This window comes from Desnuesiella massiliensis (assembly GCF_001403615.1).
GTDB lineage: Bacteria > Bacillota > Clostridia > Clostridiales > Clostridiaceae > Desnuesiella > Desnuesiella massiliensis.
The window spans coordinates 287,326-301,811 of sequence record NZ_LN879455.1 but is presented as its reverse complement, the minus strand read 5'-3'; the positions used below and the strand labels follow the sequence as shown (position 1 = coordinate 301,811).

The window sequence follows — 14,486 nt, the reverse complement described above, 5'->3', positions numbered from 1 at the left end:
TTTAGCCACCCAAAAAATTTATATTTACTTTCATTAAGATACTTTTAAAATTTGTTCTGTCAATGCCAACGGGCATGGTTATATAATAGCATGGTCATAACTATCTGAAGTATCTGAGTAGTAACATTATTTCTATTTAACAGCAACAGCCTCAAAAGTAATCATCTCTTCAGAATTTGATGGGTACTGCCCAAATTTATAGTTTGAAGAAATCACAATATTTTTAAATCCTATACTTTCAAGTATTAATCTAAACTCTTCTATCCCATACCATCGTAATGGAAAATACTCTAATTCAGTTTGCAGAAGTACTCCTTCACGCCACTTTTCATATCGTCCATGGGAAATAGTATATTGATTTATATAGTCAACCTCTACAATTTTATTTTCTAATGTAATTATATCTCCATTAAAACATTTCCAAGTTTTTGTGGAAACTGTACCTATTGAAATATCAGTTTGCAAAAATATGTCTAGAATTAATCTACCACCATTAGATAAATGCTTATAAAAGTTTTGTAATGCTTTTATTGAATCTTCCCTTTTATGTAGTAGAAGGAACGTTCCCGTTGGCACTATAATAGCATCATATTTTGTATCTTGTGAAAAAGACTCCATCTTTGCCTCAAAAAGTTTAGGATTTAACCCTCTTTTTTTACAATTATTCTCACAAATATTTAACATATCTTTTGAACTATCAAATCCATCAACATTCAATCCTTTTTCTAAAAAAGGAATTAATATACGACCAGTTCCTGTTGCAGGTTCAAGAATAGGTCCTTTGCACGACTCTAATCTATTCATGTAAAATTCCACATCCCCAAAAGAATGACCTATAGGCTTATCCATATCATATACTTCTGAAGACAATCTCCCATAATAACTCAACATCTTTTATCACCTTTCTCCATTGATTTATTCTAAATACCTACTTGAATCTACCTAAAAATAGCAGGTATCATAATTATAAGCAGAATAACTAACTTTATTTCACTTTTCTAATAGGAATATAAATATCCATGACAGTGTCCTTTCTGTGATGACAGCGTTCATCATAAAATTCAAAATCAATTTTACCTTCATCGTAAACATACTCACTGTCTTTAAACCAATCTTCAAAAATATATTTCCATGTGCTTGCAATAATCTTTGCAAACTCCTTTTGTTCTTTATCATTTGTAGTATCCACAGGAGTCGTTGTAAAAACGGCATACTCGGCCTCTGGAACTTCTACTGTCAGCATATTTTCCTCTACCTTTGAAAAGTCATCAACAATTACTCCTAAAAGATATATTGCATTTCCATCCTCGGATAATGGAACACACAGTCCCACTTCCCCATGCTTAGCTGGATTTAAAATTCTATACATTTTGCTTTCCAAATTTTCTCCGTTATAATTGCTCCAGAAGGATGCAATATCCTTTGTATATGTAACCCCAGTAATATTTGTTTTAATTCCATAACCAGCAACCTTAAATGCAGGTCTTTTTACAATAACAGGATTCATAATATACCCTCCAACTTCAAATGCTATTTTGGTATCAGCATATCTAGCCATTCGTATCATATACTGTGTAGGACTATAACCAAAAGCTTTACGAAAAGCCTTGGCAAAGCCACTGGGTGTCTCAAATCCATAGTCAAAAGCAATATCAATAATTTTTCTGCCTTTGAATAATTCTGTCGCTGATAAAGACAACCTGCGTCCTCGAATGTATTCCATAACAGACAAACCCTTACATAAACTAAAAACTCTGCAAAAATGATAAAGAGAGTACCCAGATTGACTAGCAACTTCTTCAATAGTAATATTTTCTTTGATATGGTCTTCAATGAATTTAATACACTTCTCAATATCTTTTCTATAATTCAATATCCACTTCCACCTAACTTTCTCCTCCACGGGGTAATTCTATTATAACAACAACTTTGAAACGGAACTGTTCCTGTATTGCTAAATATCAATAAATGAATCCTCTTCTATTATAAAATCCTTTTGATTCTAACATTATATTAAGTTTTTGAGTATATATGAAAACAAAGACACTAAGATTTTTATCTTAATGCCTCTGAATTTTCTTACTTTAAATTTCCAAATAAAGGGTATGCTCATTTTGTGAGACTAAACCTTTTATCCTGTTTGAATGCTTTCCTTGAAGGATTTCCTTCAACTCTAAAAATTGTACCATCTGTTAAATCATAAATTGATGACCAAACAGTGTCAATTCCTTGTTTACGATCATATTGACACATAAATCCCATCTTTCCAGACAAAAGATTTTCTGCAAAATCCAATGAATAATCTTGGCTATTTGCAAATGAATTTACTAATGTTTCATATCGTTCACGAGAATGTGCATCATCAACATCATCAAATTGATATTCCTGCATTTCCTCAGACACAAAATGGTTGGTTGTAAAAACATAGCTTTTTCCTTGCTGCGGGGCTAAGACAACAACCTTATCACAATTACATTCCACAACTGCAATATTGCCGAACCTGTCTGCCAACGTGATTGTTTGCGGTAAAGCAATGGGAATTTTTTTTAATGCTAGAATAGCTTCATCCGTTGTTTTACATTTCTCTAAAATATATCTGACAAGCATTCCTGCATTAAATCCAGGCTTTATTTTTATAGGATAAATAAAAGTCAGACCAACTGCCAATCCATGCTCATTGATACCATCTTCCATTTCTGTCCATGCAGTTGTATTTCCAATAAATGAATAGGCATTGCTAAACTTATAATACGCGCTGTCACATAATTTTTCTATGCTTACAACAAAATCACTATTTCGAGCAAACATGGTTTTTCCTTTATAAGAAAAAGCCAAACAAGAGCATTTATTATCGAACACAAAGCAATACATAGTGAAAAGAAACTCTGCTATATCCATATAATCAATTTGTAATCCGCATGCCATACCCTTTATTTCTTCAAGGATTTCCGGATAAAATTTTTCGTAAATTGGCAGACACTTTACTGCAAATTCTTTTCTTTCATCGCTTATCAGTATGCTGTTCATGGGATTGACTCCATTTTTATGCAATTTATTCCCATGACGCAATCCTGCTTCATAGTGACTGCCTTTCCATCTTGAATGATACATAATTTCACTCTCCTATCTTTAATTTGAGAGCTAACGTTAACTCATACTATAAGCCTAATTGAATAAAATTTTTATGTCAATGACTATATTAATATTGTGTTATCCCTAGGAAATAGCCCTTTCTTTGTGAGAGTATGTTATTGCATTTAAATAGAAAATAAAGTTTCAGCATGCTGATCACATTAAAAATGTGTAGCACGCTGATTTTTTCATTTCAATCTATTATCAAACATCAGTTGAATTTGAATGCCAAAAGGGTCTTCAATAATCCCGTATGCTTTACTAAACACATTGCTAGATAATGGAACAATGATTCTAACTCTGGTATCTGTAATTAAGCTATTATAAAAATGTTCAGCTTCGTTTAAGTCAGCACTTTGAATACATAACGATATATTATTGCCAACTTTGTATTTTTCATTAGTATCCATTGTATCTTCTGCAATCATTACTTTAGTTCTTCCAATTGATAAAACAGAGTGAGAGATATAATTTTTATTTTCATCAGTAACCTGAATAGTGATATCTCTTTTTGCCATATCCTCGTATGTAACGAGTAATAATTCCTTTGCATTGAAATGTTTTTTATAAAAATTTATAGCTTCTTGTGCTTTCCCATTCATTGAAATAAAAATAGCAGTTTCTAGTGTTGTACTCATAGTATCAATCTCCTTTTGTATAGTAATTTTCAGGCATATATTTTATATAATTGATATATCCCCTTAAATTTATTATAATGTATAAAGGTATCAAAGTATGACACCTTTAAAAAGGAGGCTTGTATGAAAAAATCAGAAAGATTAAATGACATGATACGATACTTAAATAGTCGAGAGTTCTTTAATTTAGGTGATTTAATGAATAAATATAATATTTCAAAAAGTACAGCTTTGCGTGATATTAGTTCCTTAGAACAATTAGGTATGCCTATTTTTTCAGAGTACGGTAGACATGGAAGATATGGTATTTTAAAAAACAGGTTATTATCACCTATTATCTTTACTCTTGATGAAGTGTATGCTTTATATTTTGCCATGTTGACCTTAGAGTCTTATCAATCTACGCCATTCCACTTAAGTGTCAATAAACTAAATGAAAAATTTGAAAACTGTCTTTCTAAAGAACAAATAAATCAAATTCATCAAATGAAAAAAGTATTGCAATTTGAAGCGTATCAGCATAATAATGTTAGTCAATTTTTAGATAAAGTTTTACAAAGTATTCTTAGTGAAATTAGTTGTAAGATTCAATACTTAAAAAATAGTAAACAAGTAAGTTATCATATTCAGTTTTTTAAAATTTCTGCTAAGTTTGGACAGTGGTATGCTACTGGAATAGAGATGAATACAAATAAATATAAAGTTTTCAGATGTGATAGAATAACTTTGTTAGAATTTCATAATGATAAAGCACAATTTTCTGTAGAAGAACTTATCCATGGTTCATTAGAACTTTATAAATCTAAAAAAAGTATTGAGTTTGAAGTAGAAATTTTAGAACAAGCAAAGGATATTTTTTATAAAGAGCATTATCCATCGATGAAAATAGAAAGTGGGACTAAGACACTTATAAAAGGGTTCTATAATTTAGGTGAAGAAGAGTTTATTGCCAATTATTTTATTAGATACGGTAGTTTTATCACGTCAGTAAAACCTGAATCTCTAAAACACATTATTCAAGAAAAAATAGAGAATTTATTAAATCATTATCAAAAATTATAAATCAGCATGGAGATCACACTACTGTGAATCATGCTGATTTCCTTTTTACTTAACTAGTGTATGCTCTTATTGACAAAATCTATTTTAGTATATATATTTATTTCGTAGGAGGTGTTGAAATGAAAGAATGTTTATATGCTAGTAACATAGAAAAGAATAAACATTCCATCTCTGTTTTCGATAAATAAATTTCTATCAATGGATAACTATGTATTATAAACAATATATAGTGGTAGGAATTATTTTATCCCAATACAGAAAGGATTTTATAAAATGAATAATAATGTAGTTAGTAGATTAGATTCTTCAGGAGTAAGTAGAGCAGTAGGTAATTATACTCACATAACAAAAATAGAGCCTAATGCAACATTTTACACATTTTCTGGTCAAGTTGGAGCAGATTTAGATGGTAATTTTCCTATAGAATTCAATCAACAAGTAAACAATACATTTTTAAATATATCAAATCTATTAAAGAGTATAGATTTAACACCGGATAATGTTATAAAGATTAATATATGGGCAACAGAAGAAATTGACTGGGATTACTTTTATAAAGTATATGATGATTTTTTTGGTAAGCCTTATCCTTCAATGACTGTTGCTTATGTAAATGCTCTAGGGTTAAAAGAGATAAAATTAGAAATTGAAATATGGGCAGCAAAATAATTTTGTCTCATATTTCTAGATAAAAATATTTTATTATAAAAAGATGTCCTCAATGTTTTAAAAAAACATTGAGGACATTTTTCATACTGATAAAATGATCATTTTACGTCACGATACCATTCTAATGCTTTTCTTTCTAATTGCTTGACAAAGTTATCCTTGCCATCACAATAAGCTTCAATGTTCGAAGGAAACAGGGTAGCTAATCTGCTCTTTAGCTCACCATACTCAAGTGCATCCTGTGGGTGTGTTCTTAAATAATCACGAACAGCTAAATGCCTTTCAATATCATTAGAGTTACTTTTTTCAAATACATGAATTTGATGGGTTCTGCTTTCCAACCCTTTTCTAAAATATCTTCTTACAGCCATGCCAAATTCACCTTTTGGCTCGTAGCCCAGGGCTTCAAACTCTTTATTATATTTATCAACTTTTGTAATGTCCTTTACCACGGGCATAATATCAATGATTGGTTTAGCTTTTAAATTTTCCACTGATGTGCTTCCGATATGGTAAATATCAATCAATTCATTTCCAAGTATATTTTTAATCTTTTCAGCTTCTTCCAGATATAAATTTGGCCATTGGCTGTTATATTCTACAACTTCCACTTTCATATAAACAATCTCCTTTCTAAGCAAAATATGATTTCTCTTATTATTCTCAAAACCGCTATCATGATTATAAACCTTCTGCATTATAGACCATCGAGATTCTCCAATAAAGTATCCCTTTAAGCGACTTTCTATCTTTTTTATATCCTCAAAACCAAATCGACAATAAAGGTGTTTTGCAGGATTCCCCCCAGCAACTGCTAATGTATAGGATGTATATCCTCTATCTAATAATGCCTGTTCTCCATGCTGAAGAAGTAACATGCCAATTCCTCTTCCACGACATGTTCCATCAACTGCAATATGTTCTATATAACATTCTCCTTCATTTAGTTTATGATCTTCTAACAGTGCCATTTTGGTGTACGTCATTATAACATTATAGACACCATATTGTCTACATAGCGATATAATAGGAATGTTTTCATTTGTATTTTCTGTTTTTCTGCAACGTATTAGAATTACGCCAACTACCTTTTCATTTAGTTTCGCTACAAAATGAAGATATGCGGGATCATCAGCTTTGAGATGCCAAGATGCGTATAAAATATTTTCTATGTCATTATCACTTAACTTTTGGTGTTGGCAAAACTTGCTTTTAAAAGATTGTACTATTAAAGCAATTACATCTCTAAAATCGGTATTTTGATACTTCTCAATATAAATATTGTCCATTTGCATATTGCCCCCTTTACAAATTAGATTTCTTCAGATATTATACTTAAAATAAACCCTTGAGTTACTCAAGAGTCAATGAGTATTGCTAAATTATTTTGAGGAGGATAAAATGCAAGGATTACTACAGATTGGACAAGTAAGTAAATTGTATGGCATATCACTTGATACTTTACGTCACTACGACCGAAAAGGATTGTTAAAACCAATTGTCGATCCTAAAAATGATTATCGTTACTATTCCTTAGAACATCTAGATATCCTAGAAATGATTTTAATTGGAAAATATATAAAAATTCCCTTAGATCAAATGAAGGAAAGAATAGATTCGGAAAGCATCGATGGTTATTTATCGATGGTAAAAGAACAAAAGGAACGTATAAACGAAGAAAAAAGGTTATTAAATCAACTTGATCAATATGCTGACGATATGTTAGAGGTACTTACGACTATTTCTAAATTTAAAAATGATTACACATTTTCTACTGCTTCAGTTTATAAAGAAATTGATATTATCATCTATAGAGTAGATTTTGGAACATTACTGCAAGAAGATACTGAATCACAGCAAACAGAAGGGATAGAATCTTTGGAGCAATGGGCTTTCTATCATAATAACTCGGATGGAACAATAGTAGAGAATGACGAGGTAATTGGTTTTTCATTTACTGACAGTACAATAAATACAACTATACTTCAAAAGCAATTTATATTTGCAGCTGAACATAATATTGTGGCACAGCATCATGTAACAGGATATTATGCAAATATTATGTTCTGGGGTGTAAAAAAGGATTTAATAGAATATCTGTATAAATTATGCCGTCATTTTGGCTTGCACGGTTCTACCCTATTAGTAAAATACAAATTTGCACTACTTCATAAAAGTATGGATCATGAATATTTTGTAGAAATATACTTTCCCCAAAACCCAGCTTAAAAACCAATCTATTCTCTAATAACGAAGGCAGGGGTTCTTATTATTTCTCGAAACTCCCCTGCCCGAAAGAAAATTTTTCATCCCACAAAACCACGTTCCATAAAATCAATAAAACTGTAACTATCTGTATATCAATATATGAGTAATATCAAATAAATACGTAAGTGTCCAATCTTATTAAGCCGCTTTAATTTGTCGGAACAGGCTCTGCGGTATAATTTTTCAAGTTGTAAAGGTAAGGTCCTCTTCCCTCATCATCATTATAGTACAGAAAGTCCTCACCTGCGAAATACCACGAGACATTATCAATTTTAAGGGATTGTATACCGGTATAGTCAGGCTTCATCCTGTATAAGGATTTTGGTGATCTAGGCCTGTCTGTAAAATAGATCCAATTGTCGCTATAGTCTGTATTACAAGCAAATTTGTTATCAATTTCTTTAACTTCAAGTGTGGTTTTTAAATCCTTTAAGTTTATCTTATACAAATTGTGCATATAGCCAGAATCCCCAAGCTCTTTTAGCGTATAATACAAACCATCCTTCCATATCTTTATGTCATCTACTTCATTTCCCACATTAACTTTGGTAATCATTTTTTCACTTCCATCCGACTTATTAACTCTGTACAGCATATACTCGGAAGATCCAAATAATTTACAAACGCAAAATAACCATTTATCGTAGATGAATATTCCATTAGTTACCATATTCTCTCCATCCGGAACAAAGAGTTTTACTTCCTCTCCGCCTTTTATCGGCTTTTTCTTTATTACATCTCGTTCTTCACGAGTTTCATAATATACATACTTATCATCCAATGAAAAAAGATTGCTTACTACCTCATCAACAATAGTAGTAATGCTTCCGCTGCCATCTAAAGGCAAAGCATCAAGCTTTCCGCTATTAAAGTTAACAAAAAATAATTTTCCATTTACTATAGCAAATTCGTTGAATGATGTTTTCGCTAATTTGACAGGCTCAGAAAATCCAATCTCCTTTGACATCCCCATGCAGTATATCCAATTATTTGTTACATAATACAAATTAACTACCTCTGCTCCATTGTTCTCGTCATAAATTTCTGCAAACCTGGTGGGGATATAAACTGAGCTTCTGTATTTCTTTTTATACTCCTCCTTTGAAGAGCCTTTCTCTACTGTAGCTATATTTTCTCCACTCCCCTTAGCAGCTTCTGTTTCCTTAACCGTGTTTTCATTGGCAGCTGTAGTATTTTCCGTCTTATTAGCATTATCCTTAGTGGTTTGTGCAGCTTCGGAATTGTTTGCTTTCTCGCGGGACGCTTGTCCCTTATTGCCGTTTATGTTTTGCTTACCACAACTTACTGTGCTTAAGATTATAATTACTGATATTATGATTACTGCAACCTTTCTCATGTCACCATCTCCTAATTTAGCAAGATTTCACAAATAATGATACAGCATAAGGCTGCTCTTAGCAACTATGATAATTTATATTTACTTAAATCCTACTCTTCATAGAAATGACAAGTATATACAAAGATTTATAAAATCTATATAATTTACAGCACTTAGAGTTTTATAACAATAAAAGGATTCCTTCAAGTCTAAGGTTCATGTCACCAAATGAATTTTATAATCTTCATATATACGCAATCATTCTCCATTGTATAAAAGTCTTTCTACACAAATGTATCGTCCCGCAGTGACTCTGCCATGTTACTCTTATAAATTTTCTTTCCACCAATATAATATGCTAGTCCTACACAAGCAAAGATTAAAATTGCAAATATCAACAATGGAACTATTGGCATGCATTCCAAAAATTCTATCGGGTTTAAATAACTTGTTGTAACAGCAAAGATGATAAAAATAACCGTGAGCGGAATTGTAATTAGGATTGGTTTCCCCCCTATAATAAGTGCCTCCAAAAATAGTACCTTTTTTACCCCCTGGGGAGTAAGTCCAATTGACAGATATCGTGCAAATTCTCTTCTTCTTTGATAAATGCAGCCTAATGCATTGGAAAAAACATTCGCCAATCCGATGAATGCTAGCAACCCACATAGCCCACCCATTAACAAAGTATATCCCTTTTGAATTTCTGCATTATACCTCTCTTCCTTCACACGATTTTCTATTTCGTAGTCATTTCCACTTAACAGACCTTCTGCTTCGCTCTGCACAGACTGAATTCTATCATCCGAAATAGCAAGAAGATTAATATACATTTCCTTCTCTTCTACATTCATGTTAGCAGCTACACTCTGCCATGTACTAGTGGACATAATCTGAAGCAATCCATAGTTAACATACTCTTCTTTCAATACCGGAAGTTTATCCGTATAAGCAAGTATTGGGATATCTACACTGTCTCTGTAACTTTCATTTTGGAATATGGTTAAGCTCATACCTTCCATTTCTTTCACAAAAGGAACATACTGCTTATATCGAAAATTGCTGTGAACGTTATCCCAAATACGATTTATGGTTACCATCCCCGTTTCCAAATCCAAGCTATCTGCGGCACCTATAAATTTATAATATTCTTTAAAGCTATCATCGTCCAAAATAACCACCGGTACCTTCACACGATACTTTCCTTCTACAGATGGCACATCTGATCCTGCCACAGCATCAATGCCTCCTAACGTTTTTAATTCGCCGCTTGTCTGTTCTTCTGAAATCCATGTATATACAAGTGCCTTTTGGTAAGCGGTACAACTTTCCACACCCTCTATCTCATTTATTTCCTGAAGCACTTTTATCTCGAATATATTTTGATTTTCTACTGTTATCATTAAGTCCCATGAATCCTTGTAGCGTTCAAAATAGGTATGCTTCGTACTAATTCTGGATAGGGTATTAAAACATAGGAAAATACTAAATGCTAAGAGCGAAAGGGTTAGCGAAAGAGAAGATGTACGAAATGCCTTTCTCCTTGCGTAAAGAGATTTTCTTGCCAGTTCGCCTTCTACTCCAAATAGTGACGAAATCACACGGAATTTTTTTTCTTTTTTTATTTTCTGTTCTTCGTCTCCTTTGATTACCTGCAACGGACTCAGTCTACTTAATTTTCTGGCAGGTATCCATGCTGAAAATAGCACAGTCAACAATGCTGCCAGCAAAGCTGCAAAAAATAGACCTGCATGATATGAGAATACTGCATTTTCACCACGATAAATACCAGCGATACCATTTGCCAATTGAATTGCTCCAAAACACAATCCCACTCCTGCTAGTATTCCCACTAAAATGGGTATTATACACAATCCCAATGCTTCCTGCAGCAAACATGACCTAATCTGTCTCGGTGTAGCACCAATACTTTGAAGAATCCCTAATTGATGAAGTCTCGCATTCATGGATACCTCAAAAGCATTACGAATAATCAATATTAATGAAATGCAGGCAATTAACATAACAAATACATAGAATGCCAGTAGCATTGGTGGTTGTTCATCATCTGGTGCAAAAATAAAATACTCTGATAACAGCATATCATGGTACATAATTTCGGAACTCCCTTTACCAATCAAGGTTGCAATCTTTGGCATATCCTCATAAATACTTCTCATATGATAAAAATAAACTGAAGTCTCCATTCCACCTTCTTTTTTATTTATAACTACATCCTTCACATTGGCAAAACTCTCTATTGCCTTAATATCATCTTCTGTAACATTGCCAATTAATTTTCCCTGCCAGTCTCCTTCGTCTATAACAATCTGATTGATATTATCTATCCAAATATTATAGAAAACACTAGTTATTAAAGATAAAAACATAGCTGCAATCAGAGTTGCAATCATGATAGAAATACTAGTAGTTTTATTATTTTTTATGTAACTTACCGAATAATCTTTCCACATGATTCTTACCCCCTTCCAAGCTTCTTATCTGAAAGGATTTTTCCATCTTCAATAGTGATGATTCTATCAGCCTCCAAAGCAATTTTTTCATCATGAGTAATTAACACTACCGTTTGCTTTAAGCTTTTATTAGAAAGCTTCAACATTTCTATAATCTCCCTGGAATTCTTCTGATCCAGATTTCCCGTAGGTTCATCAGCTAAAAGCAAAGCCGGGCGATAAAGCAAAGAACGGGCAATTGCAGTTCTCTGCTGCTGTCCTCCTGATAATTGGCTAGGCAGACAGTCAAGTTTTTCTTTCATCCCTAGCGATTCTACTATCTGATTAAAGTAATCCTGATCCGGTTTTCTTTTATCCAAAAGCATTGGAAGTAAAATATTACGCCTTACAGTAAGCGTTGGAATTAGATTATAAAACTGATAAATTAAGCCTACCTTTCTTCGTCTAAAAATAGCTGCAGAAGTTGGATTTAAAGTAGATAACTCCGTATCCTCTACCCACATCTTACCATCTGTAGGTTTATCAACGCCCCCCAATAAATGTAACAATGTTGACTTTCCAGAGCCTGACGAGCCAACAATCGCTACAAACTCTCCTTTATCAATGCTTAAGTCCACATTATTTAACGCCGTCACTTTGTTTTCTCCAGTACCATATACTTTCGTGATACCTTCACATTTCAAAATCTCCACCATAGTACCTCCTTGCATGTTTTATACAACTTTTAGAAATTGTTACACACATCATAGCAAAGAAAAGTGACATCTTAGTGACTGTATATCCTTACTAAATAACACGCTCCACCATTTACTAGATTTTTTGCCTCTATACATCCATTCTGCATCTCTATAATAGATTTTGCCAAAGCCAATCCTATCCCAATGCCACCTTCACAGGACCGTTCCCCATGATAAAACCTCTCAAAAATGTGAGAAATGTCATTCCTTGAAAACCCCTCCCCATCATCCCATACCTTAATTTCTGTGTAAATTGGATTTTGAGAATAATCAATTCCTACCGTTCCTCTAGCATGTTCGATGCAGTTTTTAATCAAGTTTATAAAAGCTTCCATAGTCCATTCCATATCTCCTTGAAAGCAGATTTCTTCATGATTCTCCAATTGAATATTAATATTCCTTTTTACTCGTATATTCTCCAATGCTTCTACTGATAACTGCAAAATAGTGTAGACATCCACCTGCTTCTTTTCCAAATCCAAAATCCCTGCATCAATTCGTGACAACATTAACAAAATTTCTGTTAATCTTGTTAACCTCTCAATTTGTTTTTGTATTTGCCTTACATATTCTTCTTCCCATTCTCTTTTTAAAAGTTGGGTCATTATAGACATGGAAGTAAGTGGGGTTTTTATCTGATGAGCAATATTGGCAAGATTATCTGCATAATTCTTTTTTGCATTTAAAGCTGCTTCTCTTGTATGGTATAAATTTGTCACTGTCTTATAAATCTCGTCCTGCAATTCTGAGAAGCAATCTTCTTTTGCTGGAAGCAACGTTACGTCTCTCCCCATATTTAATTTTGTTAAATAATCTGTAAGCCCTGTAATCCTCTCTGTCTGTATTTTTCTAATTAATTGAAATAAACAATATAGCAGCAATAGAATAATAACTACTGCTGCCACTGATATCAACAACATTTTATCAATATATCCAGCCACAAAATCTCTTGCTTCATATCCGTAAACAGATAAATAGTCCTGCTTGAATTCTTGTTTAGAATCATTCACATAACTGTTTTCTTTGATTATCCTTACTATTTTCTGTTCGTCCTGAGGATATTGTTCTATAAATTCCTGCGCCAGATTGGATAAGATACGATATTGGCTACCTGCAAAGTAACTTGTCCCCAAAATCCCAACTAATACGCCAACCACCATACAACACAATCCTACCACTATTATTGAAAATTTTATACTTTTCCCATTCATTTACTCGTCCTCCATTCGATATCCAAAACTACGAACAGTTTTCATACAAGATGGATTATATAACTTTTCACGCAACCTTTTCATTGTCACTGTTAAAGTATTATCGTTTACATAACTTCCATTTACATCCCATATTAATTCCAGCAATCGCTGTCTGGTCAACGTTTTCCCCTTATTCTCCATTAATAGCAATAATAATTGATACTCAGCCTGGCTCAATATTATCTCTTCTTCTTCCCAAAACACCTTTAACTTATTTTTATCAATTGATATTTTCCCACAATTTAAATAATTCCCATGAACTTTTCCAAACCGTCTCATCACTGCACAGATCCTTGCATACAACACCTCCAAATCGAATGGCTTTATCAAATAATCATCTGCCCCTCCTTGCAGTCCTGCTACCATATCTCTTGAGTCGCATTTTACAGTAAGAAATATTACTGGAAGTTCAGACCATCTGTTACGAATCCATTTACACAAATCTTGACCGCTTCCATCGGGCAAGTTCCAATCTACTAATATAAGAGAAGGAAGCTTTGTATCCAACACATTTTTTGCTGCACGTACTGTTTCTAAAATAGTCACTTGGAATTCTTTATTTTCCAGATATTTTTTTACTCCAAATGCTATATCCCTATCATCTTCAACATAATAAATTTCCGTCATTATACATTTCTCCTTATATCTTTATCCTGTAAAATTCTGGTATAATTTTAATACGTCAAATATTTTTCATTAAAGCCATAATAATGGCCTCTAAATTACTATTCATTATACTTTATTTCTTTGTACACCTCAAACAGATTTCACGCTTCTTACCTTACTCTTGCCTTTATCAGTTATATTGATAGAAATTCCACTTTTCTCATTGGAGCAGGAATGTAAATCTTACAAGTTATTTATCCAAAACAGAGCTTTCAGGAAAATGGTGAAATGCATCATCAGATTCCCCT

Annotated in this window: 13 protein-coding genes and 1 pseudogene; 3 read left to right on the top strand and 11 right to left on the bottom strand. The window is 32.8% G+C overall.

Annotated elements, in window-relative coordinates:
* Positions 1 to 132: 132 nt before the first annotated feature.
* The 4 genes from BN2665_RS08155 to BN2665_RS08140 form a co-directional block, all read right to left on the bottom strand.
* Entirely contained in the window at positions 133 to 891 is a 759-nt protein-coding gene (locus BN2665_RS08155) for a class I SAM-dependent methyltransferase (RefSeq protein WP_055666624.1), read from the bottom strand.
* 94 nt (positions 892 to 985) lie between these two features.
* Entirely contained in the window at positions 986 to 1,873 is an 888-nt protein-coding gene (locus tag BN2665_RS08150) for an AraC family transcriptional regulator (RefSeq protein WP_055666623.1), read from the bottom strand.
* 236 nt (positions 1,874 to 2,109) lie between these two features.
* Complete coding sequence (locus tag BN2665_RS08145) at positions 2,110 to 3,111, bottom strand: C45 family autoproteolytic acyltransferase/hydrolase (protein WP_055666622.1); 1,002 nt, start codon at positions 3,109 to 3,111, stop codon at positions 2,110 to 2,112.
* Between the two features lie 209 nt (positions 3,112 to 3,320).
* Entirely contained in the window at positions 3,321 to 3,770 is a 450-nt protein-coding gene (locus tag BN2665_RS08140) for a VOC family protein (protein ID WP_055666621.1), read from the bottom strand.
* 123 nt (positions 3,771 to 3,893) lie between these two features.
* Between BN2665_RS08140 and BN2665_RS08135 the strand changes: the two genes are divergently transcribed.
* Together BN2665_RS08135 and BN2665_RS08130 are read left to right on the top strand one after the other, a co-directional pair.
* Complete coding sequence (locus BN2665_RS08135) at positions 3,894 to 4,832, top strand: helix-turn-helix transcriptional regulator (RefSeq protein ID WP_055666620.1); 939 nt, start codon at positions 3,894 to 3,896, stop codon at positions 4,830 to 4,832.
* 273 nt (positions 4,833 to 5,105) lie between these two features.
* On the top strand, positions 5,106 to 5,501 hold the full coding sequence (locus tag BN2665_RS08130) for a RidA family protein (RefSeq protein WP_055666619.1): 396 nt from the start codon (positions 5,106 to 5,108) through the stop codon (positions 5,499 to 5,501).
* A 98-nt stretch (positions 5,502 to 5,599) separates the two neighbouring features.
* Here BN2665_RS08130 and BN2665_RS08125 read toward each other — a convergent pair whose 3' ends face one another.
* A complete protein-coding gene (locus BN2665_RS08125; protein WP_055667099.1) occupies positions 5,600 to 6,118 on the bottom strand; it encodes a GrpB family protein in 519 nt (172 codons plus the stop codon).
* Between the two features lie 57 nt (positions 6,119 to 6,175).
* A pseudogene (locus tag BN2665_RS08120) lies at positions 6,176 to 6,790 on the bottom strand (GNAT family N-acetyltransferase); the annotation flags it as partial.
* Between the two features lie 112 nt (positions 6,791 to 6,902).
* Between BN2665_RS08120 and BN2665_RS08115 the strand changes: the two are divergent.
* The gene (locus BN2665_RS08115; RefSeq protein WP_055666618.1) at positions 6,903 to 7,730 is read left to right on the top strand and encodes a MerR family DNA-binding transcriptional regulator; all 828 of its coding nucleotides are present in this window, start codon (positions 6,903 to 6,905) and stop codon (positions 7,728 to 7,730) included.
* 187 nt (positions 7,731 to 7,917) lie between these two features.
* Here the strand turns inward: BN2665_RS08115 and BN2665_RS08110 are convergent, their stop codons facing one another.
* The 5 genes from BN2665_RS08110 to BN2665_RS08090 all read right to left on the bottom strand — a co-directional run bounded on the left by BN2665_RS08110 (position 7,918) and on the right by BN2665_RS08090 (position 14,199).
* Positions 7,918 to 9,126 carry a DUF5050 domain-containing protein gene (locus BN2665_RS08110; RefSeq protein WP_055666617.1) on the bottom strand — a complete coding sequence of 403 codons (1,209 nt, stop codon included), beginning with the start codon at positions 9,124 to 9,126 and terminating at the stop codon, positions 7,918 to 7,920.
* A 266-nt stretch (positions 9,127 to 9,392) separates the two neighbouring features.
* Positions 9,393 to 11,582: an ABC transporter permease gene (locus BN2665_RS08105; RefSeq protein WP_055666616.1), complete on the bottom strand. Its 2,190-nt coding sequence runs from the start codon at positions 11,580 to 11,582 to the stop codon at positions 9,393 to 9,395.
* Between the two features lie 5 nt (positions 11,583 to 11,587).
* Complete coding sequence (locus BN2665_RS08100) at positions 11,588 to 12,274, bottom strand: ABC transporter ATP-binding protein (protein ID WP_055667098.1); 687 nt, start codon at positions 12,272 to 12,274, stop codon at positions 11,588 to 11,590.
* A gap of 74 nt (positions 12,275 to 12,348) precedes the next feature.
* Positions 12,349 to 13,530, bottom strand: coding sequence for a sensor histidine kinase (locus tag BN2665_RS08095; RefSeq protein ID WP_055666615.1), 1,182 nt, complete (start codon positions 13,528 to 13,530; stop codon positions 12,349 to 12,351).
* Positions 13,531 to 14,199: a response regulator transcription factor gene (locus tag BN2665_RS08090; protein ID WP_055666614.1), complete on the bottom strand. Its 669-nt coding sequence runs from the start codon at positions 14,197 to 14,199 to the stop codon at positions 13,531 to 13,533.
* Positions 14,200 to 14,486: the final 287 nt, after the last annotated feature.

Bases quoted from the DNA above. Each gene is read 5' to 3' on its own strand.
- BN2665_RS08155 (WP_055666624.1), bottom strand. From the start codon at position 891: ATGTTGAGTTATTATGGGAGATTGTCTTCAGAAGTATATGATATGGAT.
- BN2665_RS08090 (WP_055666614.1), bottom strand. From the start codon at position 14,199: ATGACGGAAATTTATTATGTTGAAGATGATAGGGATATAGCATTTGGA.
- BN2665_RS08105 (WP_055666616.1), bottom strand. From the start codon at position 11,582: ATGTGGAAAGATTATTCGGTAAGTTACATAAAAAATAATAAAACTACT.
- BN2665_RS08145 (WP_055666622.1), bottom strand. From the start codon at position 3,111: ATGTATCATTCAAGATGGAAAGGCAGTCACTATGAAGCAGGATTGCGT.
- BN2665_RS08140 (WP_055666621.1), bottom strand. From the start codon at position 3,770: ATGAGTACAACACTAGAAACTGCTATTTTTATTTCAATGAATGGGAAA.
- BN2665_RS08115 (WP_055666618.1), top strand. From the start codon at position 6,903: ATGCAAGGATTACTACAGATTGGACAAGTAAGTAAATTGTATGGCATA.
- BN2665_RS08125 (WP_055667099.1), bottom strand. From the start codon at position 6,118: ATGAAAGTGGAAGTTGTAGAATATAACAGCCAATGGCCAAATTTATAT.
- BN2665_RS08135 (WP_055666620.1), top strand. From the start codon at position 3,894: ATGAAAAAATCAGAAAGATTAAATGACATGATACGATACTTAAATAGT.
- BN2665_RS08130 (WP_055666619.1), top strand. From the start codon at position 5,106: ATGAATAATAATGTAGTTAGTAGATTAGATTCTTCAGGAGTAAGTAGA.
- BN2665_RS08110 (WP_055666617.1), bottom strand. From the start codon at position 9,126: ATGAGAAAGGTTGCAGTAATCATAATATCAGTAATTATAATCTTAAGC.
- BN2665_RS08095 (WP_055666615.1), bottom strand. From the start codon at position 13,530: ATGAATGGGAAAAGTATAAAATTTTCAATAATAGTGGTAGGATTGTGT.